Origin of the sequence: Fictibacillus sp. KU28468, assembly GCF_026153615.1 — a bacterium.
Lineage (GTDB): Bacteria > Bacillota > Bacilli > Bacillales > Fictibacillaceae > Fictibacillus_C > Fictibacillus_C marinisediminis.
The window spans coordinates 3,066,935-3,092,823 of record NZ_CP110666.1 but is presented as its reverse complement, the minus strand read 5'-3'; the positions used below and the strand labels follow the sequence as shown (position 1 = coordinate 3,092,823).

Below are 25,889 nucleotides of genomic sequence, written 5' to 3'. Positions count from 1 at the left end.
CCCCCTGTACGTTGATCAATTTTTGGGTCTTATCCATTTTACTTCTTCACTGCAGATTAATTCTAGTAAAGTATTCCTTTTCAGTGAAACGTTTCTATTATTAACAAAAAACATAGAAGAAGATTTTCAATGCTTTTTATTGAAACGTTTCGACAGGGCTATTATAATTCATAATGAAATCGTTTACAACTGAATTTTTCAAATGTATTTTTAAAAAAATAAATATTCTAACTATTTATGTTTATGAATCCCTTTGCCTGCAAGGGATTCAGCAAGAGACATAAGTGAAACGTTTCAATTCTTTCATTGACGATGATGTTTTGAACCATTTATAATCCTTTTTGAATAGTAATCGAAACGTTTCTACGTATTTTGGAATGATATGTTACATCTATATTGCACGTATATTAAAGCCGATTGGAGGAAATGAAATGCCAGACCAAACATTACATTCTCTTGTAAAAGAAATGACTCTAAATGAAAAAATTGCTCAGCTTATCCAGCTGGCCGCTCCTTTTTTTGAAGGATCAAAAGAACAAGGAGAGATAACGGGGCCGATGGCAGAAATGGGCGTTACGAAGGAAACAGTCAGAAATAGCGGTTCGGTCCTTGGGGCATCCGGCGCGAAAGAGGTGCGTGAGATACAGGAAGCACATCTTAAAACCAACCGGCTGGGCATTCCGCTCTTGATCATGGCGGACATTGTTCATGGATTTAAGACGATTTTTCCGGTACCGCTTGCGATCGGGTGCTCATGGGATATCAAGCTTGCGGAAAAAAGTGCGGAGATTGCCGCCGCTGAAGCCTCCGTAGCAGGTGTTCATGTAACGTTTGCCCCGATGGTCGACATCGTCCGTGATCCGCGATGGGGAAGAGTCATGGAATCCACAGGAGAAGATCCTTATTTAAACAGTGAATTTGCTCGCGCCTTTGTTCGTGGTTTTCAAGGAGATGACCTAACATCCGATACTTCCCGTGTTGCAGCTTGCGTCAAGCATTTCGCGGCGTACGGAGCCGGGGAAGGGGGACGTGACTATAATACTGTAGACATGTCTGAACGGCAGCTGAGGGAAATGTACTTGCCGGCCTATAAAGCAGCATTGGATGAGGGCTGTGAGATGGTCATGACCGCTTTTAACACGGTGGACGGCATACCAGCCTCAGGAAATAAGAGGCTGATGCGCGGTCTCCTGAGAGAGGAATGGGGCTTTGACGGCGTCCTCATCTCGGATTGGGGTGCAGTAAAAGAACTGATTCCCCATAGCGTGGCAGTGGATGAAAAAGAAGCAGCCGCCAAAGCGCTTACGGCGGGTGTCGATATTGAAATGATGACATTGTGCTATGTGAATCACTTAAAGGAGTTAATTGAAAACCGTGAAGTATCAGAAGATCTGCTGGATGAAGCTGTACTCCGCATTCTTGCATTAAAGAAGAAGCTCGGGCTGTTTGAAAACCCTCATCGCGGAACGGATGAACAAAGGGAGCAGGAAGTGATCATGAGTGAGCCGCACAGAGCGGTGGCGAGAGAACTTGCAGCCAAGTCTTGCGTTCTATTAAAAAATGAAAATGTCCTTCCTCTTCAATCCGGCCAAAAGGTTGCACTGATTGGCCCATTTGCACAAAACGGAGATATTCTTGGGCCGTGGTCATGGAAAGGTTCTAGAGAAGCAGCGATTCAACTGTATGATGGGCTGAAGGAAAGACTGGCTCATGATAGATTATCCGTTGCAAAAGGCTGCGGTATTGAAACTGGTACGGAGGAAGAGCTTCAGCAGGCTCTTGAAACAGCAGCTCATGCAGATATCGTTGTTCTTGCGCTTGGCGAAAACTCGGATATGAGCGGAGAAGCCGGGAGCCGAAGCGACATCAGACTGCCTGAAATTCAGCGCGAACTGCTCTCAGCTTTAAAGAAAATCGGCAAACCAATTGTCACCGTTTTGTTTAACGGCCGTCCTCTCGATCTTAGGGATATTACTGAGCAGTCAGACGCAATCCTTGAAGCTTGGTTTCCTGGAACAGAAGGAGGCCATGCGGTGGCAGAACTTCTTTTAGGAAAAGTAAATCCGTCCGGAAAGCTGTCAATGTCGTTTCCACATTCGGTGGGGCAGGTGCCGGTTTATTATAACTGCTTTAATACTGGGAGGCCTCAAGGTGCACCAGATGCACAAGAACGCTATGTTTCTCAGTATCTTGATGTGCCGAACGAAGCGCTTTATCCGTTTGGGTTTGGATTAAGCTACACGTCATTCAGCTACGGAGAGCCGGTATTATTAAGTAATGTTTTAAAACCGGGTGAAGCGATTCAGCTATCCATTACAGTCACGAACACAGGAAATCGGGATGGAGAAGAGACGGTACAGCTTTATGTGAGAGACATGGCGGGTGAAGTTGTCCGTCCGCTGAAAGAGTTGAAGGCGTTCGAGAAAGTGGCGCTTGTGTCCGGAGAGAAAAAGGAAATCATCTTTACTTTAAAAGAAGAACAACTGAGATACCATCATTCAGATTTAACGTTAGCGAGCGATCCCGGAGCCTATACCGCTTATGTGGGCCCTTGCAGCTCCAATGTGAAGGAAGTAACGTTTTCGTTAGTTAAATAAATTGAAAGATTTGAGGGGGATCCATGATTACCAAAACAATGCCCACATTTGATATACAGGCAGGGAACTACAGGTTTACTTTTTTAAACAGCGGAGATCTTTTTGAAGCGGTTCATCAAGGAATCATGATTAACCAATGGCAGTCCAATCCAATTGATGGCGCGCTGAACAATCTGTATCTGCGCATTCACGGCAGGGATAGCATTCAATATTTTCCAATGCTTGGCAGCCATTCCAACAGCAAGGTCAGCCATTCAGCTTCACAAGTGGTTTGGGAAGGTATGTCAGCAGATGTGCACTATAAGGTTGCATTTTCCCTTACCAGCCAGGGCGTTTGGTTCTGGGAGGTTGAAACGGAAGGCAAAGGCGTTGATATTGATGTCATTTATGCACAGGATATCGGGCTTGCAGATAAAGGAGCAGTACGGACGAATGAAGCTTTCGTTTCTCAATATATTGATCATTCTGTTTACGAAGATGGGGAAAAGGGCTATGTTGTTTGCTCGCGTCAAAACCAGCCTAGCTCCGGAGGGTTTCCTTATTTGCAGCAAGGTTCTTTAACAAAGGCCACAGCCTTTTCGACGGACGGATATCAGTTCTTCGGGCTCTCCTATAAAGAAACGAATGAGCCTGAGATCCTAAAAAAAGAAAAGCTTGAAAATGAAGTCTATCAATATGAATTTGGATTCACAGCTCTTCAGTCACCTCGAGTATTACTATCCGGAAAAGAACGGTTTGTTTTTTACGGACTGTTTAAAGAAAATCATCCGGAAGCGGTAGCTGAACTGGCATTTCAACAAGAGTTACAGAGTGCTTGGGACACGGTCAAAGGTCAGAAGCCAGAAGAATACAATGCTTTAGAGCCAGTACAGTTATCCTCCAGATTCGGAGATCCGCTTACGTCTATTTCGTTCACAGAAGAAGAACTTAACCAACTCTACCCTGATCGCCAATTGGAAGAGTACGACGGTGAATGCCTGCTCTCTTTTTTTACTGCAACGTTTGAGCACGTGGTTCTGAAGGAAAAAGAGCTGATCGTCGAACGGCCCCACGGACATATTATTGTATCCGGAAACAATGCAGGCATCACGGAAGAAGTCATTACGTCCACTTCCTACATGTTTGGTGTGTTTAATTCACATATCGTTAAGGGCAATACCTCGTACAATAAAATGATGACGAATATGAGAAATGCGCTGAATGTGATGAAAACTTCCGGACAGCGGATCTATGTGGAAATGGATGGGCAGTATCGCTTGCTCACCATGCCTTCCATCTACGAGATCGGATTTAATTATGCCCGCTGGTTCTATAAAACTGCCAGGGATACATTGAGAATCACCAGCTATACAACTGTTGATTCTCCTGTTATTCACTTGGAAGTCCAATCGTTAAGCGGGAAGCCATATCGTTTCCTTGTAACGAACCAGATTTCCATGAACAACAATGAATATGAAGTCCCGTACCGTATGGAGAAAAGCGGGAATGTTCTCTCGTTCTTTGCAGATGAATCATCAGACAGTGCAAAGACATATCCGAACCTTCGATATGACATGAATGTAACGGGAACAGACATGAGGGTAAGGGATGAGGGGCTGTTTGGCGAGAGCATTGAAACAGGATCAAGTTCGCTCGCTGTGCTTGAACTCGAAGCGGCAAGTGAATGGACGCTTTCTGTTCAGGGACAGCTCTACGGAGAAGAATCTCATTTCACCAAGAAAGATACTGAAAAAGAAATTGAACGATTTCGGGAATTCTACCATTCTGTTAACAAAGGCTTTCGTGTAAGCCAGCATGGCGGTGATAATGAAGAACTGCAGAAGGTGAACGCGATCTCATGGTGGTATACGCACAACATGCTCGTTCATTATTCTGTGCCCCATGGCTTGGAACAGTATGGAGGCGCCGCTTGGGGAACGAGAGACGTATGCCAGGGGCCTGCAGAATATTTTACAGCGACACAAAATTATGAAGCTATTCGTGAAATTATTAAGACAGTCTACTCCCACCAATACGAAAGCACCGGCAATTGGCCGCAGTGGTTCATGTTTGACCGTTATTACAAAATACAGCAGCAGGAGAGCCACGGGGATATTATCGTTTGGCCGTTAAAAGCGCTCAGTGATTATTTAGCGGCAACAAGTGATTACAGCTTGCTTGAGGAAATCATTCCGTACACTGAAGACAACGGTGAGTTTACGGTGAAAGAGGAATCCCTTTTTGACCACGTAAAGAAACAAATCAACTATATAAAGAAAAACTTTTTGCATGATACCTATCTTTCGTCATATGGAGACGGGGATTGGGATGATACGCTTCAGCCTGCAAATGCTCAATTGAAACAATACATGATCAGCAGCTGGACCGTGTCGTTAACCTATCAAGTGATGACTCAATTTTCCAGGCAGCTTGCAGCGATTGATCAAGCCCAGGCAGATGAGCTTAAGGACTTGGCTGCGGGGATTGAGTCTGATTTTAACAGATACATTCTTTCAGACGGTGTGATTCCAGGCTTTATTTACATGGAGGAACCAGGGAAAGAAGAACTGATGCTGCACCCGAAGGATACAAAGACGGGCATTCAGTATCGCCTGCTTCCGATGACGCGAAGCATGATCAGTGAACTCTTAAGTCCAGAACAGGCAGCAGAACATTATGAGCTGATCAAAAATCATATGCTCTGCCCGGATGGTGTAAGGCTCATGAACCAACCGGCCCATTATGCAGGAGGTGTCAGCACCCATTTTAAACGTGCGGAGCAGGCAGCGAATTTCGGAAGAGAAGTGGGCCTTCAATATGTCCACGCTCATATCCGTTTTGTAGAGGCGATGGCCAAGCTTGGAAAAACTGAAGAAGCTTGGGACGGACTGGCTGTGATCAATCCGATTGGTATCCAGAATGTGGTACCAAACGCTGAGCGAAGACAAAGCAATGCGTACTTCAGCAGTTCGGACGGTAAATTCAATACACGTTATGAAGCACAAGAACGCTTTAAAGAACTTAGAGAGGGGACCGTTCAGGTAAAGGGCGGATGGCGCATTTATTCCAGCGGTCCGGGAATCTTTATGAATCAGCTCATCTCAAGCTGTCTTGGCGTCCGGCAAGAAGGAGATATCCTTGTCATTGACCCTGTTCTGCCTAAAAAATTGGACGGCTTAGTGTTTGATTTTCATGTGAATGGAGTGCCCGTTTCGTTCCACTATGATCTAAGCGGGGAACATGAGAGCGGAGTGTCCGTTAATGGAAATCCGGTTTCTGCTGATCGTTTCTCTAACCGTTACCGAAAAGGCGGTTTTAAGATCAGTAAGAGTGAGCTTGAGGCTGTATATCAACAGGATAAGTCAGTATCAAATGTGATTGAGGTCAGGTTGTAACTGCAGGAACCGTGTCCAGCTCGAGCGCTTGTCGGACTTGAACAGAGCGCTTGTACTTTTCAAATCTAACAGCAATTACCATCAAAATGCCAGAACGATGTATAATAGAGATAACGTTTTCATAGACAGATTGGAGTGTGTCCAGGTGGTCAGTATTAAGGATATTGCAAAACAAGCTGGTGTTTCCATTTCAACCGTATCGTATGCCTTGAATGGAAGCCGGAAAGTCACGCAGGAAACCACCGCTAAAATTTTAGCAATCGCAAAGGAATTGAACTATATTCCTAACGCAGCGGCTCGAACGCTAAAGAAGCGGGAAACAAAAATTGCCGGTGTTTTCTTAACCAATTACAGTGGTGCTTTTTATGGTGAACTGCAGCAAGGGATGCTCGATCAGCTGGCACACCATGGATATGAGCTGATCGTATGCAGCGGCAAGGAATCCCACCGTTTTCTCCCTGAAGGAATGATCGACGGTGCCATTATATTGGACGCCAACTTTTCAAGTGAAGAACTGATCAGTTACGCAGACCGAGGCCATAAACTTGTTGTTCTGGATCGTGAACTGGAGCATGAAAATATCACTCAAGTATTACTCGACAATAAAACCGGAGCAAAGCTTGCGATTGAACATGCAGCAGATCAAGGTCATAAGAAGCTGATCATCGTGACAGGCCCTCAAGCGTCCTTTGATTCCGATCAGCGCCTGCAGCAGGCACTGGCCACGGCTGAAAAGAACGGCCTTGAATGCCATGTCATCCAAGGCGATTTTAACAAACCGACAGGTGAGAAAGCGGCGAGAAAAATCGTTGAATCGTACTCCGGCCCAGTCGCTGTCTTTTGTCTGAACGACGAGATGGCGATCGGCATGTACAATTTCTTGACTAAAACAGAGTACCGCATAGGAAAGCACATTCACATTATCGGTTTTGACAATATTGAAGTCGCACAATATACGCATCCACGCCTGACAACTATTGATTACTCCAAGCGGGAGTGGGGAGCGGCAGGGGCCGAGCAGCTGATCAAACTCATCCGAAAGGAAACAGCACCTTCTAAAAAAATCGGTGTAACTCTTGTAGAGGGAGAGTCTCTCCAAAAGGTTTAATCAGTAAAAAGGGAAGGAAGCCCTGGTGGCCCCTTCCCTTTTGGCATTATTGAAACTTATTAGGAAATTGCTTAATGATTCCGCCGGTTAGTGTATCGGCCATCTTGATGATATGGTCCTCGCCAAGATCAAACGCTGAAATATCGCCGTTCCAATCCTGCTTAAGCCGCGCAACAACCTGATCGGTAACGAATTGGAGATGGATATATAACATCTCCTTTAACGTTTTTTCCGGCCAGTTCGGATTGGCAGAGCTTAAAAATCGTGCGATATCGTCTGCGTTCCTGTACCAGGCGGTGTTGTATTTTTTAAAGTCTGCCTGATTTCCTGTTTTAGCGGCCGCTGTTAATTTTCCTGCAAGAACGATGTGCTCGGTCAGCAGCTCGCCCAATTTATTGCCTGCTGCCTCTCCGTAGTAAGGTTTGATGGCATTTCCTATGTCTTTTTGGTTCTTTAAAAGCCTCGCCAGGACTTGATCCTGGTCCTTTAATCCTGCGACTGCACTGACAATATAGCTTCTTGTCCAGATGGTGTGGTCGATCCAGAGCTTTCGCAAGTCTCCCTGAAGTTTTACGGCCGAAACGCTCAGGCACTGCTGCTGGACACGGGGTGCTGTTTTAGCTTGAGCGCTTAAAGGTGAAAAGATTAAGCAGGCAGCAAACAGCGGCATTGAAAATTTTAAAAGATGTTTTTTCATGCTTTATCTCCTTTTCTTTTCGTGCTGTCTTATTCTTGGAAAAAATGCCTGTTTTTATGAATACTTATTGAGTTTCCATCTATAATGAAGTAGTATGAAAGTAATAAAAATCGGAAGGGTGAACAAAGGGCGATGAACAACTAATCTTATTTCTTAGAAAAACATTCGTATAATCAATTGCGATCATTTTTTCTGGATAGGATTAGTACAGCCTTTTGATTCAGCCCAATTAGAAGCATGCCCGAATTGCGCGCATGTTCTCTGTCTTTTTTGCGGCGTAACAAGAGCCTCCTGTCCAGAATGATGGATCAGGAGGTTATTTTTTATGAACGAGACAACGTCTCAACCAAAAGTAAGCATGGGTGCATTATTCCAGAACCGGTTTATCCGGACGATATTGCTTTCTGTTTTTTTTCTGCAGATTGGCATTTGGGTAAGGAACTATTCCATCCTGCTGTACGTTATTGAAAAAACAAACGAAAATCCAGTGGCTGTTTCCCTCATCTCGGTAGCGGAATTCGCGCCAATCTTTCTGTTCTCCTTTATTGGCGGGACGTTTGCAGACCGCTGGAGACCGAAGCGGACGATGGTATGGTGCGATCTTTTAAGTGCAATATCAGTATTTGTGGTTCTTTTAACCTTGTTGCTGGGAAGCTGGAAGGTCATTTTCTTTGCGACCCTCGTATCTTCCATCCTTTCTCAGTTTTCACAGCCGTCAGGAATGAAGCTCTTTAAGCTTCATGTCCCGGCAGAACTTGTCCAAATGGGGATGTCGATGTATCAAACGGTATTTGCTCTGTTTATGATTCTTGGACCGATTATCGGTACATTCGTGTATCAGCATTTCGGCATCATGGCAGCGATTGGTGTCATGGGCGTGGCGTTCTTATTATCAGCGGGTACCCTTCTTATGCTGCCTGCAGACCGTGTAGATGATGAGGAAAAAGCAACCACAACATTAATGCAGGAAATGAAGGATGGCTTTCGTTATGTGTTAGGCAGCAAGCCTTTAACCTTGCTTGGGGGCTGTTTTGCAGCTGCCGGGCTCGCGATCGGCCTGACTCAGCCGCTCGGTGTCTTTTTGATAACTGAACGGCTCGGACTTCCTAAAGAACAGCTGCAATGGCTGATGGCAGCGTTTGGAATTGGCATGATTCTTGGGGGAGGATTGACCATTTCCATGTCTAAAAAAATCATGCCACAGGTGCTATTAGCGATGGGATTGGCGGCTAGCGCGATTGGTTTTATCGGAATGGGATTCTCAACTGTACTATGGTTCACACTTGCAGCTCAATTCTTTTCCGGTCTCTTTATGCCATGCATCCATATCGGGATCAATACAATGATTCTGCAAAATACAGAAGAGGCATTCATTGGGCGTGTCAACGGCATCTTAAATCCGCTCTTTATGGGAGCGATGGTGATTACCATGTCGGTCGCAGGCTGGATGAAATCGCACTTATCGATCGTTCTGATCTATGAAGTGGCGGCACTCCTCCTTTTTGTAGGAGTGGCCACCTTGCTGCCGCTTATGAAAAAGAGTGGGGTAAAGCAGGAGATTAGGGGAGAAGTATAGAATGAATGAACGCCTGGTTGTAGAGCCGGGCGTTTTTTTCATACATTAATGTAAGCATTGGTTGAAGGAGAGAGTATATGAAGCAGAGGGGCGATTCTTTATATAAAGTATGGATCGGTTTGTTCGTGTTGACCATTTTCATTGGACTGCTTACCGTCTGGATTGATGTTGCCTGGGTAAAAAAAACCTTATGGTCCGTACTGCTGCTGTTCAGTATGGTTGCAGCCACAGCAATGTATCCGGGATCCGGAAATTCTTCCAAAAAACATAAGGACAATGTAACCAGCATTTACGAATTAAAAAAGAAAAAAAGCCGAAGAAAAGGAATGTAGCAGTAAAGGGGGGAGAAGGAAAACATGCTTGGAAAAATAGTAGAGTTTGCAAAGAAGGAAAAACGGATTCGAGCTGTTATTTTGAATGGTTCTCGTGTAAATCCGAACGTGCCGCCGGATATTTTTCAAGACTACGATGTTCTTTTTGTTACAAAAGATGTACCGTACTATATTAAAAACCGAAGCTGGATTTCATCATTCGGTGAAATCATGATCATGCAGACTCCTGATGCCATGGGGACGCGGGAGTTATGGGGAACGAACGAAAAGTTTACGTATCTGATGCAGTTTATGGATGGTGAACGTATCGATCTTACTTTTTATTCTGAAGAAAAGGTCCAAGACATGGTGCATGACAGCTTGAGTAAGGTGGTTCTGGACAAGGACGGGATTTTTCCTGATTTGCCTGAATCAAGTAATCGAGACTACATAACAAATCGTCCTTCAGAAAAAGATTTTTCGGATTGCTGCAACGAGTTCTGGTGGGTGAGTACCTATATTGCCAAAGGATTATGGAGGCGTGAACTTCCATATGCCAAAGCGATGTTTGACGGGCCAGTCCGCGATATGCTAGTACTTATGCTGAAATGGCATATTGGAATGAGGCACGACTTTTCTGTAGACTCCGGAAAGCACGGCAAGTATTTCATGTTCTTGCTTAAGCCTGAGCAGTATGTTCAGTTCGTTAAAACCTATACGGACGGTGAGTATGAGAATATGTGGGAAGCCCTTTTCGAGATGGGCAGCCTTTTCCGGAAGGCAGCCTTTGAACTTGCAGACTGCTTGGGATTCAGTTATCCCTATGAGGAAGACCAAAAAGTAACCGCACATTTAAAATATATCCGTCACCTGCCTGCAGATACGAACAGGATGTATTGAAACTGAAACGATAAAAATTTAAACAAAGAGGGTGTACGTATTGTCTAATACTGCCAATGGTACAAGACAGCTACGAACAAACCGAAATGATTTACGTGCTGATTGTGAGAATTGCTTCTACGGCACTGCCTTTTGCTTCATCGGCAGATTTCCCAGTCGATAAAGACGGTAGGGTTCCTTGCTCCAATTTAACACTGGATTTTAAATGCTCGATTCATCAAAATTTAAGACAGGAAGGGTTCAGAGGCTGTTCCGTATATGACTGTTTTGGAGCGGGGCAAAAAGTTTCAAAAGTAACGTTCGAGGGCAAAGACTGGCGAACAGATTCAGTCAGAGCAGATCTGATGTTTACCGTCTTTCCTAAAATGCAGCAGCTTCAAGAAATGCTTTGGTATTTGGATGAAGCACTGACATTGGAGACCTCGCTTCCAATTCGTGATCATCTGAGATCAGTGTTCAGTAAGACAGAACGGCTTACCCTGCTTGATCCTAAGGATATTGTTGAACTGGATATACCGGCACACCGGGCAGTTGTTAATGCTCTTCTTTTAAAAGTCAGTGAATTGTATCGAAAGCATATTCACTCCCAACATCCTAAGAAAAGCTTTGGCCGGGGAGTGGACTTTATGGGAGCTGCTTTACGAAAAGCAGATTTTAGAGGAGCCAGCTTAAGAGGGGCTTATTTTATTGCTTCCGATCTGAGAGAAGCCGATCTTAGGGGGGCAGACCTTATCGGAGCAGATTTCCGGGATGCTGATCTTAGAGGCGCTGATCTGACGGGAAGCATTTTTCTCACTCAAGCCCAAGTGAATGCCGCAAAAGGAGATGCCCGGACAAAGCTGCCGCGGCTTCTCACAAAGCCAGCACATTGGGTGCATCCAAGCCGAAAAATTTAAACATTCTGAAAAGGTGTGGTAGAACTGTAGTTAAGAGGTGATAGCATGCACTATAAAAAATTGGGCAGGACAGGATTGGATGTATCGTCGATTTGTTTAGGAACGATGGCATTTGGCAGGTGGATTGACGAGGAGGCATCGCATTCCATCATAGCCAGCGCACTGGAACAGGGCATCAACTTTATTGATACGGCCAATTATTATGGTAAAGGCCAGGATACGGAGATTCCCTATGGAACAGGAGAGTCTGAAGAAATTATCGGACGGGCACTGAAGGGAAAAAGAGAGAACGTCGTCTTAGCAACAAAAGTGGGCATCCGAATGGGCCATGGCAAGAATGAATCCGGTCTATCGCGTGGTCATATAATGAAGGAAGTAGATCGATCTCTGAGCCGCCTGCAAACCGATTACATCGATTTGTACCAGGTTCACTTTTTTGACAACAGCACACCATTGGAAGAGACGCTTCGAACACTTGATAATCTCGTACGAAGCGGTAAAGTGCGATATATCGGCTGTTCAAATTATGCCGCCTGGCAGATCATGAAATCACATGGAATTAGTGAAAAAATGAATCTGGAGAAATACGTTTCTGTGCAGCCGCAATATAATCTGCTGTCCAGAGAGATTGAACAGGAGCTGCTGCCGTTTTGTGAGTCTGAAGAGGTCGGCGTGATGGTATACAGCCCATTGGGCAGAGGGATGTTATCCGGTAAATATAAGAATGCTGATGATGTTCCTGAAGAAAGCCGGGCGGCAAAGGGAGAGCGGCTCATTCAAAATTATTTCACTCCCCGAAATTTTGAACTTGTCAGCCAGTATCGCCAACTGGCTGAGAAAAACAAGGTGAGCCTCTCACAGTTCGCTCTTTCCTGGGTTTTAAATCAGCCTGCAGTCACTTCAGCCATCGTTGGGGCAAGCAAAGTGCATCATGTCACAGATGCTGTAAAAATCAGCGATTGGCGATGGAGTGAAGAGCTGCTGCAGAAAGTGAATGAAATAGTAGTTTAAGAGGTTCACACCGTTCAAAAGCAGAAGGGATCAGCAGATGATGAAATTTTGGATCAGCGTGTGTACTTCATTATTAAAGCCGTTTGGATAAAGGGAAATAAATAAGTCTTGGGGACGGGCCGCTGGTCTGTCTTTTTTTAGTTTTATATGTGAAATTCATCACATACTCCTGCAAGTAAATCCATTACAATCAAGGTGTACTAAGAGAGCAGGAACAAAGCGTGTGTTGAGCAGGCAGACTAATATTCGGGAGGAATGCGTTATGGCTTAACGCTTATGCTCAATATTGCAAAGCAGATGCTGATTATGTGATTAAAGTACCAAAATCTTTATAGGTGTTACCACCTTTAAAGCTTTAAAAGTAAGTGAAGCTAAACCTGGTGATTGGGTAGCGATATTCGGAATCGGGGGTCTTGGCCATGTAGCCGTCCAATATGCTAAAGCCATGGGATTTCATATTGTGCAGTGGATACGAGTGATGATAAATTAGAACTTGCAAAGGATTTAGGAGCTGAACTTACTGTAAACGCAGTTAAAGAAGATGCTGCAGCCATCACTTGCAAAGGATAGAGAAGGGATCTTGATCTCACCCGTCGACCTGAACCAGGAGTACTATGATTCTACTAAAGCATGGCGGGATAACGCCATGAATCACAAGTTTCACAGCGGAACACTTGTCAATGATCCCCGAAGTGCAAAAAGGAACTTTGAAAGCTTTTTTTAGTGCATTGAGCGCTTTCTAGCACTTGGGTGTAATATTCGTGCGGCATTGTTTTTCAGTTTATTTTTCCAAATGCAAAAAAGGGGCTGTCCAGAAAGTCGAAAATTGACCTTCAGGCACCCCCTTTTTGGCTTGAAAAATCTTCAATGAAAAGTTAATTGAAGTGGAAGATGCGAGACCCCTCGAAAATGAACTTCACATTTTCTTCGTGCGATAAAAAGCTGCCGGAGCCTTCCTTGTCCTGCGGGACTAGCGTGACAGGTGAGACTCCCGCCGGTGCTTGCACCAAAAAGTAGGCGTTCACGCCGGTAAGGCTCACCGCACGCCCCGCGAAAGTAGGAGCTCGCGCCGGTAAAAGCGAGCAGCCTGGAACGGAAATCAACAGCTTACAGACTTCTTGGACAGCCCCTTCCTCACTTCACTTCGTTTTAATTTGGTACAAACTGCAGTTCATAGCGCACTTTATACAGGCCGTTCGCTTTCGGCTGCCCCAGTGGAACGGTATCAGCAAAGAGTGTATATTCACCAGGTTCAATGGTGAACTCCAAGCTGTTGGCACCAACGCTTGATACCATGATTCCTTCTGCTTCAACCTTGAAAGGAAGAGAAAACGTGCGCGTTGAATTCACGTTTTCGTCATAATGGAGAGGTGAAGAGACAGCAATCTCACATTTGTAGTCCGACACTGCCTCGAAAGAAATGAGTCCGTCCCTCAGGATGTAGCCACGTTTGATATCGGCAGCTGTCCAGTCTAAAAAGGGTTTTTTGATCCCTTTGTTGTATACAATTAATTGGGAGTAGGAAACGGTTAGCTCACTTATCAAATCGGTGTGCCTCCTTTTGAAAAGTTAAACGCTCTTCATGTTTACCTTATTGAACGATGAAAAAAACCTTAGTTCCATCAGGATAGTCTTCCAGCTGGTTGCCGGCCCAAGAACCTGCACCACGATTATCGGATGGAGTTACATAGCGGATGTCTGCCCCGTATCCGCCTTCTTCGCACATCGCCATAGGCCACTCATCTCGATCGTAGCCCGGCTTGGTAGGAATGCCTTTAAGCGACTCTTCTCTGCGCTGATCGGCACCCCCGTTACTTATTGTACTCTTAAATAATAGTGCTATATCATTAAATTGGTTTTACTGAAATGTTAAGGGATTTTATCGGTTAATAGGACCATCGTAGAATTGATGCTTTTTTAATGAAAAACTAGGAAAGCTGCCCTAAGCTGACTCTTCATTTAAATAAAGCAAAAGGAGGAAGAGATATGAAAACCTATATTGCATGGCTGAGGGGAATTAATGTAGGCGGCCATAAAAAAATAAAGATGGAAACTTTGCGTGGACTTTTGGAATCGATGGGGCTTCAAAAGGTTAAAATACATTCAGAGCGGGAATGTCATTTTTCAAGCTGATGAAGAGGAGAAGACACTTCAGAAAAAAATAGAAGACAAAATTCTTGAGGAATTTGGTTTTGACGTAACCGTCATGCTGAGAACTCAGCATGAGTTAGAGGAAGCGATCTCCTCCGTTCCATTTGAAGTCTATGAATTAAAAGAGGGTGAAACGATTCACGTTATCTTCTTTCCGGAGGAGCCAGCGGAATCAGCCATTGAAATACTGAAGCCCTATAAAAATGAGGACCTGGATTTTGTGGTCAGGAACCGGGAACTTTATCTTTTATACCGTAAAAGCCTTAGAGACATAAAATTTCCTGTTCAGAAATTGAAGATTCCCGGCACAATGAGAAATTGGAACACCGTCAATAAGATGGCAGCCTTGGGGAGAACCATCGACGAATAGAAAGAAGAGATGGATCAATAGAAAGGAAGAAGAAATATGTTATTGAGAGAAGCCGAGGAGAAGGATATCCCTGAACTTGCAGATTTGAAGGGAGAACTAGGGTATCCAACAGAAACAAAAGCGATGGAGGAGCGGTTTGCTAAAATCGCAGTTCATCCTGATTACCACACAATTGTAGCAGAAAATTATTGCGTTGGTTGTTAAAGAAGAGGTTCGTAATCAAAAGATCGGCCAGCAGCTGCTCGAACAGGCTGAAGGGTGGGCAGGCAGAAAGGGCGTTCGAAAGCTGGCTGTGAATACCGGGTAAACGGAGAGTGGAGTTCCATCTCTTTTATTAAAACAGAGGTTTTGAAGAGACAGGGGCAGGGTTTTACAAATCGCTGGAAAAATAGGAGGAGTTCAAATGGAAGTCAGAGAACTGGCAGCAGTGGACGCTGAGGAATATTGGACACTAAGGCTGGAGGCATTGATGCTTTCTCCAGAGGCATTTGCAACGAGTTATGAGGAAGCGGTTAAGCGGAAGAATCCGATTGAACAAGTAAAAGAAAATTTCAGTGCTGATGGGAGCCATACATTCGGCGCCTTTTTAGATGGAGACATGGTCGGCATCGTCACCCTCATACAAGAAAGCCATAGGAAAATGAGCCATAAAGCCAATATCTTTGCCATGTATGTGACCTCCCGCAGCAGGGGAAAAGGTGCAGGAACAGCTTTAATGGAAGCTGCGATCCAAAAAGCAAAGGATATGGAAGAAATCGAGAAGATCAACCTGACTGTCGTTTCAAGCAACGAAAGCGCAAAAAAGCTGTATACCAGATTGGGCTTTGCATCGTATGGAACGGAAACAAGGGCAATGCAGGTCGACGGCGTTTTTTATGATGAGGACCATATGGAACTGTTTGTGAAATAACGGTAATCTAAGCTGCTGACCATCTCAACTCTTTTCTGCAAAAGACTAATCCTCCTGCTTCCATGGTAAAATAACGGGAGATGAGAAGATGGCGACGGAGGTTTTTATGGATTTAAACTATTTTTATACGTTTAAGGAAGTGGCGAAGTGGGGCAGCTTTACCCGGGCTGGTAAGGAACTGGGCTACGCGCAATCAAGTGTGACCACCCAGGTTAAAAAACTGGAAGACCAATACAAAGTAAGGCTCTTTGAGCGTTCCGGACAAAAGATGGTGCTCACCCAATCAGGGGAGGATCTGCTTTTTTATGTGGACAAAATCCTCAGCCTGCTTAAAGAAGCGAGCGAGCGCCTGACCGATGAAAGAAACCTGCGAGGCAGTATACGGATTGGAACGGTGGAATCATTGGCGGCTTATTTTATTACCCCTTACATCAAAGCGCTAAAGGATCAGCATCCATCACTAAAAATTATGCTTGAAGCTGGACTCTGTCCAAACCTCGTTCAAGGTATTCTTGAAGGAAAGTTTGATATTGCCGTATTGCTTGACCGAATTCAGTCGTCAAACGATCTGGAGGTTATTCCGATCAGAAAAGAGCAGATGGTTATGGTAGCCTCACCAAAGCATGAATGGAGCACTAAAAACAGTGTAGCGGCCGGTGATTTAAAACACGAGACCATCATTCTGACAGAAGAGGGATGCCCGTACAGAACGCTTCTTGAACAGCTCCTTGCCGAACATAGCATACAGCCTCAATCCGTGATTTCTTTCAGCAGCCTGGAAGCCATTAAGCAGTGTGTAGCTGATGACCTGGGTGTAGCCCTTGTACCCGAAATCGCAGTCCAAAGGGAATTGGCTTCTGGAAAACTGCAAAGGATTCCATTTGAAGATGATAGCATCCATCTCTATTCTCAGATCATCTACAGCAAGAAAAAATATCTTTCCACACCAATAAGGCAGTTTATTGAACTCGTTAACGACACAGATCATCAAAATAATTGATAATGACTATTAAAAATTCTCCATACCTCTCGCTGGTTTCTTTCTGATAAAGTGAGAAGGAAACCAATAAACAGAGGTGCTGATAAAGAGATGAATACATTCGTTCAGTATAATCCAACGAAATTATTTTTTGGGAAAGGACAAATCAGCCAGCTGTCCCAAGAGCTTGATAAATTAGGCAGCTCAGTAAAAGTACTCGTCGTATATGGCGGAGGCAGCATCAAGAAAAACGGAGTCTATGATGAAGTGATGAATGAATTAAATCATGCAGAAGCTCAAGTCTTTGAACTGTCAGGCGTAGAACCGAACCCGCGTTTATCAACCGTCCATAAAGGCGTAGACATCTGTAAAGAAGAAAAAATCGATTTGCTGCTGGCAGTAGGCGGAGGCAGTGTCATTGATTGCACAAAAGCCATCGCAATTGGTGCAAAGTATGATGGTGATACTTGGGATCTGATCACCCGCAAAGCAGAGATTAAGGATGCATTGCCAATCGGTACGGTCTTAACGCTGGCTGCAACAGGTTCAGAGATGAACTCGACATCAGTGATTACGAACTGGGATACGAAGGATAAGCTTGGCTGGTCGTCGCCTCATGTTCATCCTGTGTTTTCGATTCTAGATCCAGTTTATACCTTTTCTGTTCCCCGCGACCAGACGGTTTATGGCATCGTGGACAGCATGTCTCACGCGCTTGAAAGCTATTTCCACCGTACAAAAAATTCACCGATGATCGACGGCTTTATCGAATCCTTACTTCGTACCGCCATTCAAACTGGTCCAAAGCTTTTGGAGGACATGCAGTCGTTTGACCTCCGGGAAACGATGATGTATTTAAGCACAACCGCTTTCAATGATACGCTGTTGAATGGGACAGATGGAGGTGACTGGGCGACACACAGGATCGAGCATGCGGTTTCTGCTCTATATGACATTCCGCATGGCGGCGGTTTGGCCATCCTTTTCCCGAACTGGCTGGAGCATGTCCTGAAGGAAGATCCATCGCGTGTGAAGCAGCTTGCGGTTAATGTTTTTGGAATGGATCCTTCCGGCAAGACCGACAGTGAACTGGCTAAAGATGGCGCAAAAGCGCTCCGGGATTTCTGGAACTCGCTTGGTGCACCAAGTACGCTTCGTGACTATGGCATAGACGACTGCCAATTTGACAGCATCGTCGAAAAAACGTTTATCAAACCTGGAGTGGGCACTTATAAAGAGCTCGATCCGGAATCTGTGATGGATATTTTGAGAAGATCACTTTAATAAAAAACAGGCTCTCATTACACCCATTAAAGGGGATGAGAGCTTGTTTTCTTATTGCCTTGGAAAATCTTCGCTGCTAAAATAACGTTCCTTTAAAATCCCAAGATGATGTTTCTCATGGCCTGCAATAATATAAGCAATAGCCCTGACAGTAACGTCTGAACCATTTGCATTCCCTCTTCGGGTCCATGTTTCCTCATCTATGCTTTTTATTAACAGTATCGTAGACTGGCGGACAACTTGTGCTTGCTGTAATAACTCAGAAAGCGGCTGTCTGTCAAAGTAGGTCTGTTCCACATAGGCATTTTCATTAAAACCAGGAAGCATCCCTTTATCGCCTCGTGCGATCGAAAGCAGCCGAAACCCCATAATTCGTTCCGTATCCGTCATATGCCCGATGACTTCTTTTATGCTCCACTTGTAAGGCCCATATCTAAACAGTCCTTGCTGTTCGGTAAGGTTTTGTACCAACTGCCGCGTTTCTTCAGCCTGTTCTTCTAATAGACTGACGATGTCCTGTTCAGGCAGAGCCTTTATGTATTTCTCGTAATAGGAATTATACTCATTTGTATCTGGTTTGCTTCGCAATGCAATATCCCCCTCTAATCGTTTTATTGTAACTATAATATGAACCTTAAAAAGAATAAACAAAATTGTCTGGCATCAGAATGGAGATTAAAGTTAAAATGGATGTATATGGAATTTAGGGATAATTAAGTTTGGGGTGAAAGAGATGGTGAAAACAGTGAAATAACCCTCCTGCAAAAGAACAGTCAATACTTTTCAGGAGGGAAAAACAATGGAAAAGAACGAGTTTGAAAGCTGGAAAAAAAGCCATATGCTGAAGGCGCATGTAACCAATCCGAATCTTGTAGTCGGGGAATATACCTATTATTCTGGTTTTTATCACAAGGAGCATTTTCAAGATTATTGTGTTCGATACCTTTCTGAGAAAAAGGGTGAAGACCAGCTGATCATCGGCAAATTCTGTTCGATCGGTTCAGGTGCTGTCTTTATCATGTCAGGAAACCAAGGTCATCGGTACGACTGGACGACAACCTATCCTTTCTTTTATACAGATGATGACTGGGGAGGGAGCTGTGACGGGTACAGACCTTCAGGTGATACAGTAATAGGCAATGACGTGTGGATCGGAACGGAGTCAATGATTATGCCCGGTGTACGAATCGGTGATGGAGCGGTTATTGCGGCGAGGGCAGTGGTTACAAAAGACGTCGGACCTTACACGATCGTAGGCGGAAACCCTGCCAAAGTGATTAAGAAGAGGTTTACTGATACTCAGATCAGTATGCTGATGGAGATGAGATGGTGGGGCTGGCCAGAAGAGAAAATAAAGAGATATATGAAGCTCCTCTGTTCTGGGAGAATAAAAGAACTATATAAAGAGCACATACGAGGATAATTGAAAGAGGCACCCGATTAAAAATGGAGTGCCTCTTTTTTGAATTGGTGCGTATTTGTTGAAGATTGGCGCGTATTCCACTTAACTCAAGAAGATTTCTTCAGTTTCACTCCTGTTTTGTTTGTTCTGGGTTTTTTCGATGAGAGATAAACCCCGGCAAAGATGATGAGGAGGCCGATAATCAAGTTGGGGGTAACAGGCTCTCTCAAAAGGACATATCCCCAAATCATGGCGCTGGCGGGGATCAGGTAGGTGACTGTAGCTGCGAACTCAGGGCTTCCGTTTTTATTCAAGTAAAAATAGATAAGCTGGCCCAGACCGGAACCAAAACAACCGAGGCCGACCAAGGCAAACAACGGCTTAGGATGAAGAAGCTGCTGGAAATGAACAGGCTCGGTAAAAAGTACGCCGATTAGGCCGACGGCTGCACCAGTCAGTAAGGTGAAAAATGTAATGACGGCAACGCCGACTCCTGACAAATACCTTTTGGTGAGCTGTCCAGAGAGGCCGTAACAGACGGCGGCAAGAAGCATCGTGCCGATTCCTACGAACTGAGTTCCAAACAAATGGCCGAATTGAAAGTCCATAAGAACCAGTATGCCGAAAAATCCAATGAGAATTCCGATCCACTGCTGCTTGTTTAACCTGTAGGAAAACAAAAAGAAACCAATTAAACCGGTCCAGATCGGTGTCGTCGCATTTAGGATGGAAGCCGTATTGGACTGGATGACTGTCTCACTTAATGAGATCAGTCCCCAAGCTAAACCGCAGTTGAAAATTCCGGTAATGATCAGCCATTTAATGGGAAGCTTGTTTTTTATCTCTTTTCTCTTGCTCCAAATAACTGGTAAAAGAATAAGTGCTCCCGCCAGTGTCCGTAAAAATACGACTCCCCATACGCCAGCAGGCTCAAGCAGCCATTTCATAAACACGAAAGATAGTCCCCAAATAAGACTTAAGCCCGCAAGTGCAGCATATAAACGAATCATGTTTTTTTCCTTCTTTCTCATAAACGGTTTCAATTCATTTATCGTAATGCAAATGAAGGAAAAAGGAAAGGTCTCTTTCCTCTTTCCGATTCCAAGAACGTTTGTTACTATAATTTGGAATAGTTTACAATGAAAAGGTTGGAGCTGAAGACCATGGTTCGTGTAATAAAACTGGAAGAAATAACAGAACGGCTTGTGATCAGACCTTATATAACCAATGATTACAGAAATTGGTACACTCAATATTCTCATTGTTATCCAGCGCGCAATAAGTTTGATGAAGGCAAAATCGATTTGTCTGATTATACCGAAGCCTGGTTTGATGAAATGGTAAACAAACACCAGCAATTAATGGATAAGGATGTAGCCTATATCCTCGGTGTGTTCAGAAAAGACGATGGAGCACATGTCGGCGTTATCGATCTATCAACCTTGATGCGGAATGAATTTCAATGGGGAAGAATAGGCTATACGATATTAAATACATACTGGGAGCATGGCTATGGAAAAGAAGCAGTCAAAGCTGTACTGAATATGGCCTTTACCCAGCTAGGATACCACAGGATTGAAGCCCACATTAATATGGACAATACTGCCTCTATAAAATTGGCTGAATCTGTTGGTATGGAATTCGAATGTGTAAGGAGAGATTTTATTTTTGAGTTTGGGGAATGGACCGATCATCGTGTTTATTTTAGGAACGCTAAGCAGCAGCGAACTTTGGCATGATAATGGTAAAAAAGACCATAAGCAAATAGTTGTGCAAACTGTGCAATTTTTTGATAAGATTAAGTCTGTTAAATGTTAAGTGTTGCTTCTTTCTTGTGAAACAAGCAGCATAATGTTTAATGTAAATGAAAGGGTTTTCTAGAAAGGTGGAACGATTTTGGACGCTTATTTGCTTCTCGTCACGTTACTAGCCATTGTGATCGTTATTCTTGGTGTATCATGGTTAAAGTGGCATGCTTTTATTAGTTTACTTGTGGCCAGTTTATTTCTGGCCATCGCTACAGGATTGTCTCTTGACAAAATTGTAAGCGCCTACGAAACAGGGGTCGGCGGAGTCTTAGGCCATTTAGTCGGTATTCTGGCTCTAGGCACAATTTTAGGAAAAATGATGGCTGAATCAGGTGCTGGAATGCAGGTTGCTGATTTCTTCGTTCGAAAGTTCGGTGTGAAGAAATTGCCATGGGCAATGCTTTTCTCAGGTTTCATCATCGGTATACCTGTATTCTTTGAAGTCGGAATCCTGATCGTATTGCCGCTTGTTATTTCTATTCATAAGACAACAAAACAAAATATCTTATTGATCGCGTTGCCTGTTATTGCAGGATTATCTATCGTGCACGGACTTGTGCCTCCGCACCCTGGAGCATTGACAGCGATTAGCATTTACAAGGCGAACCTGGGTACAGTATTGATCTACTCTCTGATCATCGCTATTCCAGCTGCCATAATTGCAGGACCGCTTTTTGCAAAATGGGTTCATAAACGTGTTGTGCCTCAGGGGGAGCCTGAGCTGATCCGCTTCAATACCAATTATAAAAAACTTCCTCATACAGGACTTTCATTCTTTATTATTTTATTGCCTGTCCTATTGATGGTATTGGCAGCAGTCGCACCTTATATGGCGATTTCCAAAGGGGCAGAAAAGATTATGGCATTTATCGGAAGTCCGATTATTGCCTTGCTGATCGCGGTGTTTGCTGCATTTTATTTCCTTGGTATCCGTCAAGGAATGGACAGGAATATGCTGAAAAAATTCTCTGAAGAAAGCCTGCTTCCTGTTGGCTCCATCATACTCATCATCGGTGCTGGCGGAGGTTTCAAGCAAATTCTAATTGACAGCGGTGTAGGGAATACGATTGGGCAGATGTCTCAGCACTTATCACTTTCTCCACTCGTCCTGGCCTTTTTAATTGCGGGTCTGATCCGGATTGCAACAGGGTCCGCAACCGTCGCTTTAACAACGGCGGCGGGAATCGTTTCTCCTATTATTGAACATATGTCTGGCGTTAACCTTGAACTTCTTGTCATTGCAACGGGTGCAGGCTCACTTATGTTCTCTCATGTCAATGATGCCGGATTCTGGATGGTAAAAGAATATCTTGGCTTAACAGTGAATGAAACCTTTAAAACATGGACTGTGCTTGAAACTATTCTGTCCTTCACTGCTTTCGGGGGAGCACTGATACTGAACATGTTTGTATAAGATGGCAAAAAAGCATTGGAATGATTTTCCAATGCTTTTTTTACTGGATTTTTTTAGATCAATGATTTTCTTAAGTTGCGCAAATATCGCTGCCTGATGAAAAGAAAGTAGAGCACCTGAGCAACAAGAAAGATGGGGATCGAACGCTTGAAAATCAGCTGTCACAGCATCAAAGTTTTTGACTGCGAACGTTACAAATCCATACTTCTGCAAAAAGTTTTCCAGTAATTCGACAAGGCGGCTGTCATCTTCTACGATAAAGATTTTAAACATTTGTACTCTCCTTAAGTAATCTATGGTTTAAAGTGTACTAGAAGAAACAAATAATTCCAATACATCTCTGTACCACTGCGAGGAAATTACATCTGCATTAAAAAATAAATTTCCGGGTGGCCATTGTCTTTGGATTTGTTATAATGTTCATCATATTCTACGTAAAGCGAGTGATTGGAATGGATGCGAAAGAACGTGAATTGCTGCAGCTTATTGAAAAAAGCGGCCGCCTTGAAACATCAACGATTGCCAAACTGATGGGCATATCAGAAGAGGAAACGAAACAGATTATTAAAAAGCTTGAAAACGAAAAAGTCATTCTCGGATATTCAGCTATCATCAATTGGACAAAGGGCACAGATGAGGGAGCAGTTACCGCGATGATTGACGTCAAGGTCACACCTAAGCGCGGAGTAGGGTTTGATAAAGTGGCTGAACGGATCTACCGTTTTCCAGAAGTGAAAGCGGTCTATCTCATGTCAGGTGTCTACGATTTGTCAGTTTCCATTGAAGGGAAAACAATGGCTGAAGTCGGAAGGTTTGTCTCTGAAAAACTATCAACCATCGATTCTGTTATTTCCACAACCACCCATTTTATCTTGAAAAAATACAAGCATGACGGACTTGTATTCAGTGAGAATGAGGAAGATAAACGAATTGTGGTGTCGCCATGATTACAGAACAGACGTCAAAATATTTATCGAATAACGTGCAGGCAATCCAGCCATCCGGTATCCGCCGTTTTTTTGATCTTGCCTCATCCATGGAAAATGTTATTTCATTGGGGGTTGGTGAACCGGACTTTGTGACGCCATGGAACGTCATTGAAGCGAGCTATCATTCTCTTGAACAAGGATACACAGCGTATACGGCGAATGCAGGGCTGCTCGATTTGAGAAAGGAAATCTCCCGCTACATGAGGAGGCGTTTTGGCGTTACCTATAGTGCAGAGGATGAAATGGTTGTTACGGTGGGTGCCTCACAGGCGATCGACATTGCGCTGCGTGCCGTCGTAAATCCCGGTGAGGAAGTCATTGTCGTAGAGCCGAGCTTCGTTTCGTATGCTCCAACCGTAACGCTGGCTGGCGGTGTACCTGTTCCGGTTCATACATACAGTAAAGATGAGTTCAAGCTGCAGCCTGAGCATATTGAGGCAGCGGTCACTGAAAGAACGAAAGCCATCCTGTTATGCAGCCCGAACAATCCTACAGGAACCGTTTTGTCCAAAAGTGATCTAGTAAAAATTGCAGAAGTGGTAGAGAAGCATGATCTGCTCGTTATCTCAGATGAAATCTATGCTGAGCTAACCTATGATGAACCATATACAAGTTTTCCTGCGGTAAGGAACATGCGTGAACGTACCATCTTGATCTCGGGTTTTTCAAAAGCGTTTGCGATGACCGGATGGAGACTGGGCTTTGCTTGCGGACCAAAAGATATCCTGCAGGCAATGCTGAAGATTCATCAGTATACGATGATGTGCGCACCGACGATGGCGCAGCATGCCGCCCTTGAGGCACTTGTGAACGGACAGAAGGACGTTGTTAGAATGAAGGAAAGCTATCGCCAGCGCCGCAGCCTGGTCACCCATGCCCTGGAGGAATTGGGGCTCTCCTGCCATATTCCAGGGGGTGCATTTTATGTCTTTCCTTCCATCGAGAAGACGGGACTGAGTTCCGAAGAGTTTGCCGAACAGCTTTTGATGAAAGAGCAGGTAGCTGTCGTACCGGGAAGTGTATTCGGTGTGAGCGGTGAAGGCCATGTAAGATGTTCATATGCCACTTCGATTCAAAAGCTCGAAGAAGCCATGCGCCGAATTGATCGATTTGTGAAGACATTATAGTTGTAGGTGAGCTGTGCATGGGAAGGGGTTTCCAGTGCACAGCCTTTTTTGTTTATATAAACACCTAAACTTGTATTCTATTTCTGTGGCGTGCGCAAAAATTCGTAGATGGCGGAAAAATCCTCTTTTCCTAATCCGTATTGGTTCGCCAAACCATATATTTCTTTTGTCAGGTTTGCGATGGGTAAAGCACTTCCGTTATGATACGCTTCTCCGGTTACCAGGTTAAGATCTTTCTGAATGTGTTCGAGAGGAAACTCTGCTTCGTATTGATTGGTAAGCAGTTTGTCCTTTTTGCCGGCTAAAAACGCTCCAGTTGTTGGCCCGCCGATCAGCGTCTCCAGGACGTTTTTTTTCTCCAGTCCGAGTGATTCTCCAAAATTGACAGCTTCTGCAAAGACAGCCATGGATTGAGCGAGCATTAAGTTGACAACCAGTTTCATGGACGTGCCGCTGCCATGATCCCCCTGGTGGCTGATGGCTTTCCCCATGACATTTAAATACGGACGCACTTTATCAAGAACCTCAGCCTCCCCTCCAACCAGGAAGACTAGCTCTCCGCTCTCAGCAGGTTTTAACGAGCCTGCAACAGGTGCGTCCAGAAAGCGAATGTCATGTTTTTTGGCTTCTTCTGCCATGCGTCTCGAGAAGGTTGGATTAACTGTACTGCAATCTACCCATATGGATCCTTTTGGCAAATGCTGCAAAAAACCATCTTCGCCAAGAGCAACGCTTTCAACTGCTTTAGGATTAGTCAGCATTGTAAAAAGGATATCTGAATGCTTGGCCGTTTCTTTGGGTGTTTCTCCCCACAAAGCTCCCTGGTCCAGTAAACCGTCTGCCTTTTCTTTTGTGCGATTGTAGACAGTGAGCCCGTGTCCTTCCGAAATCAGGTTGCCTGCCATACGGCTTCCCATAATGCCTAGTCCGATAAATCCAATCATGTGATCCCTCCTTGTATACTTTTATTTTAAACCTCCAGACG

25 protein-coding genes and 4 pseudogenes are annotated in these 25,889 nt (G+C 44.3%); 22 read left to right on the top strand and 7 right to left on the bottom strand.

Going from position 1 to position 25,889, the window contains the following annotated elements; genetic code table 11:
* Window positions 1-431: 431 nt before the first annotated feature.
* The 3 genes from OKX00_RS16090 to OKX00_RS16080 all read left to right on the top strand — a co-directional run bounded on the left by OKX00_RS16090 (window position 432) and on the right by OKX00_RS16080 (window position 7,079).
* Window positions 432-2,597, top strand: a complete 2,166-nt coding sequence (locus OKX00_RS16090) for a glycoside hydrolase family 3 N-terminal domain-containing protein (protein WP_265408008.1) — start codon at window positions 432-434, stop codon at window positions 2,595-2,597.
* Between the two features lie 23 nt (window positions 2,598-2,620).
* Window positions 2,621-5,971: a GH36-type glycosyl hydrolase domain-containing protein gene (locus OKX00_RS16085; protein WP_265408007.1), complete on the top strand. Its 3,351-nt coding sequence runs from the start codon at window positions 2,621-2,623 to the stop codon at window positions 5,969-5,971.
* Window positions 5,972-6,116: 145 nt separating this feature from the next.
* Complete coding sequence (locus tag OKX00_RS16080) at window positions 6,117-7,079, top strand: LacI family DNA-binding transcriptional regulator (RefSeq protein WP_053355040.1); 963 nt, start codon at window positions 6,117-6,119, stop codon at window positions 7,077-7,079.
* 46 nt (window positions 7,080-7,125) lie between these two features.
* On the opposite strand, the gene OKX00_RS16075 is transcribed toward OKX00_RS16080, so the two are convergent.
* Window positions 7,126-7,776 carry a glycosyltransferase gene (locus OKX00_RS16075; RefSeq protein ID WP_265408006.1) on the bottom strand — a complete coding sequence of 217 codons (651 nt, stop codon included), beginning with the start codon at window positions 7,774-7,776 and terminating at the stop codon, window positions 7,126-7,128.
* Window positions 7,777-8,101: 325 nt separating this feature from the next.
* Between OKX00_RS16075 and OKX00_RS16070 the strand changes: the two genes are divergently transcribed.
* From OKX00_RS16070 to OKX00_RS16040, 7 genes and pseudogenes are all read left to right on the top strand, one after another.
* The gene (locus OKX00_RS16070) at window positions 8,102-9,352 is read left to right on the top strand and encodes an MFS transporter (protein ID WP_265408005.1); all 1,251 of its coding nucleotides are present in this window, start codon (window positions 8,102-8,104) and stop codon (window positions 9,350-9,352) included.
* A gap of 77 nt (window positions 9,353-9,429) precedes the next feature.
* A complete protein-coding gene (locus OKX00_RS16065; protein WP_265408004.1) occupies window positions 9,430-9,684 on the top strand; it encodes a hypothetical protein in 255 nt (84 codons plus the stop codon).
* A gap of 24 nt (window positions 9,685-9,708) precedes the next feature.
* Window positions 9,709-10,563: an aminoglycoside 6-adenylyltransferase gene (locus OKX00_RS16060; RefSeq protein ID WP_265408003.1), complete on the top strand. Its 855-nt coding sequence runs from the start codon at window positions 9,709-9,711 to the stop codon at window positions 10,561-10,563.
* Between the two features lie 40 nt (window positions 10,564-10,603).
* A pseudogene (locus tag OKX00_RS16055) lies at window positions 10,604-11,459 on the top strand (pentapeptide repeat-containing protein).
* A gap of 45 nt (window positions 11,460-11,504) precedes the next feature.
* On the top strand, window positions 11,505-12,470 hold the full coding sequence (locus OKX00_RS16050) for an aldo/keto reductase (protein ID WP_265408002.1): 966 nt from the start codon (window positions 11,505-11,507) through the stop codon (window positions 12,468-12,470).
* Between the two features lie 275 nt (window positions 12,471-12,745).
* A pseudogene (locus tag OKX00_RS16045) lies at window positions 12,746-13,022 on the top strand (zinc-binding dehydrogenase); the annotation flags it as partial.
* Window positions 13,012-13,194: a hypothetical protein gene (locus tag OKX00_RS16040; protein ID WP_265410621.1), complete on the top strand. Its 183-nt coding sequence runs from the start codon at window positions 13,012-13,014 to the stop codon at window positions 13,192-13,194. The pseudogene OKX00_RS16045 and the gene OKX00_RS16040, both read left to right, overlap by 11 nt.
* Before the next feature lie 151 nt (window positions 13,195-13,345).
* Here the strand turns inward: OKX00_RS16040 and OKX00_RS16035 are convergent, their stop codons facing one another.
* The 3 genes and pseudogenes from OKX00_RS16035 to OKX00_RS16025 form a co-directional block, all read right to left on the bottom strand.
* Complete coding sequence (locus OKX00_RS16035) at window positions 13,346-13,573, bottom strand: hypothetical protein (protein ID WP_265408001.1); 228 nt, start codon at window positions 13,571-13,573, stop codon at window positions 13,346-13,348.
* A 46-nt stretch (window positions 13,574-13,619) separates the two neighbouring features.
* Window positions 13,620-14,015 carry a competence protein ComJ gene (comJ, locus tag OKX00_RS16030; RefSeq protein WP_265408000.1) on the bottom strand — a complete coding sequence of 132 codons (396 nt, stop codon included), beginning with the start codon at window positions 14,013-14,015 and terminating at the stop codon, window positions 13,620-13,622.
* Window positions 14,016-14,061: 46 nt separating this feature from the next.
* Window positions 14,062-14,292: pseudogene (locus tag OKX00_RS16025) on the bottom strand (sporulation protein); the annotation flags it as partial.
* A 164-nt stretch (window positions 14,293-14,456) separates the two neighbouring features.
* On the opposite strand from OKX00_RS16025, the pseudogene OKX00_RS23385 reads away from it, so the two are divergent.
* From OKX00_RS23385 to OKX00_RS15995, 7 genes and pseudogenes are all read left to right on the top strand, one after another.
* Window positions 14,457-14,516 (top strand): annotated as a pseudogene (locus OKX00_RS23385) (DUF1697 domain-containing protein); the annotation flags it as partial.
* Between the two features lie 13 nt (window positions 14,517-14,529).
* On the top strand, window positions 14,530-14,991 hold the full coding sequence (locus OKX00_RS16020) for a DUF1697 domain-containing protein (protein ID WP_265407999.1): 462 nt from the start codon (window positions 14,530-14,532) through the stop codon (window positions 14,989-14,991).
* Window positions 14,992-15,027: 36 nt separating this feature from the next.
* The gene (locus OKX00_RS16015) at window positions 15,028-15,195 is read left to right on the top strand and encodes a hypothetical protein (protein ID WP_265407998.1); all 168 of its coding nucleotides are present in this window, start codon (window positions 15,028-15,030) and stop codon (window positions 15,193-15,195) included.
* Window positions 15,185-15,298: a GNAT family N-acetyltransferase gene (locus OKX00_RS16010; protein WP_265407997.1), complete on the top strand. Its 114-nt coding sequence runs from the start codon at window positions 15,185-15,187 to the stop codon at window positions 15,296-15,298. The genes OKX00_RS16015 and OKX00_RS16010 overlap by 11 nt, the downstream gene beginning before the upstream one ends.
* Window positions 15,299-15,394: 96 nt before the next feature.
* Window positions 15,395-15,901 (top strand): GNAT family N-acetyltransferase, encoded by a 507-nt coding sequence (locus tag OKX00_RS16005; protein ID WP_265407996.1) that lies wholly within the window; start codon window positions 15,395-15,397, stop codon window positions 15,899-15,901.
* 88 nt (window positions 15,902-15,989) lie between these two features.
* Complete coding sequence (locus OKX00_RS16000; RefSeq protein WP_265407995.1) at window positions 15,990-16,901, top strand: LysR family transcriptional regulator; 912 nt, start codon at window positions 15,990-15,992, stop codon at window positions 16,899-16,901.
* Between the two features lie 90 nt (window positions 16,902-16,991).
* Window positions 16,992-18,164, top strand: a complete 1,173-nt coding sequence (locus OKX00_RS15995; protein ID WP_265407994.1) for an iron-containing alcohol dehydrogenase — start codon at window positions 16,992-16,994, stop codon at window positions 18,162-18,164.
* 51 nt (window positions 18,165-18,215) lie between these two features.
* On the opposite strand, the gene OKX00_RS15990 is transcribed toward OKX00_RS15995, so the two are convergent.
* Window positions 18,216-18,752, bottom strand: coding sequence for a DinB family protein (locus OKX00_RS15990; protein WP_265407993.1), 537 nt, complete (start codon window positions 18,750-18,752; stop codon window positions 18,216-18,218).
* Window positions 18,753-18,963: 211 nt separating this feature from the next.
* On the opposite strand from OKX00_RS15990, the gene OKX00_RS15985 reads away from it, so the two are divergent.
* The gene (locus OKX00_RS15985) at window positions 18,964-19,587 is read left to right on the top strand and encodes a CatB-related O-acetyltransferase (RefSeq protein ID WP_062239713.1); all 624 of its coding nucleotides are present in this window, start codon (window positions 18,964-18,966) and stop codon (window positions 19,585-19,587) included.
* Between the two features lie 86 nt (window positions 19,588-19,673).
* On the opposite strand, the gene OKX00_RS15980 is transcribed toward OKX00_RS15985, so the two are convergent.
* Window positions 19,674-20,576, bottom strand: a complete 903-nt coding sequence (locus tag OKX00_RS15980; protein WP_265407992.1) for a DMT family transporter — start codon at window positions 20,574-20,576, stop codon at window positions 19,674-19,676.
* A 153-nt stretch (window positions 20,577-20,729) separates the two neighbouring features.
* Here OKX00_RS15980 and OKX00_RS15975 point away from each other — a divergent pair, with 153 nt between their 5' ends.
* The 4 genes from OKX00_RS15975 (at window position 20,730) to OKX00_RS15960 (ending at window position 24,904) form a co-directional block, all read left to right on the top strand.
* Window positions 20,730-21,305, top strand: coding sequence for a GNAT family N-acetyltransferase (locus OKX00_RS15975; protein ID WP_265407991.1), 576 nt, complete (start codon window positions 20,730-20,732; stop codon window positions 21,303-21,305).
* A gap of 157 nt (window positions 21,306-21,462) precedes the next feature.
* A complete protein-coding gene (locus tag OKX00_RS15970; RefSeq protein WP_062239719.1) occupies window positions 21,463-22,788 on the top strand; it encodes a GntP family permease in 1,326 nt (441 codons plus the stop codon).
* A 452-nt stretch (window positions 22,789-23,240) separates the two neighbouring features.
* A complete protein-coding gene (locus OKX00_RS15965) occupies window positions 23,241-23,735 on the top strand; it encodes an Lrp/AsnC family transcriptional regulator (protein WP_062239822.1) in 495 nt (164 codons plus the stop codon).
* Window positions 23,732-24,904 carry an aminotransferase gene (locus OKX00_RS15960; RefSeq protein ID WP_265407990.1) on the top strand — a complete coding sequence of 391 codons (1,173 nt, stop codon included), beginning with the start codon at window positions 23,732-23,734 and terminating at the stop codon, window positions 24,902-24,904. The genes OKX00_RS15965 and OKX00_RS15960 overlap by 4 nt, the downstream gene beginning before the upstream one ends.
* Window positions 24,905-24,981: 77 nt before the next feature.
* Here OKX00_RS15960 and OKX00_RS15955 read toward each other — a convergent pair whose 3' ends face one another.
* Entirely contained in the window at window positions 24,982-25,848 is an 867-nt protein-coding gene (locus tag OKX00_RS15955; RefSeq protein WP_053355018.1) for an NAD(P)-dependent oxidoreductase, read from the bottom strand.
* Between the last annotated feature and the right edge of the window lie 41 nt (window positions 25,849-25,889).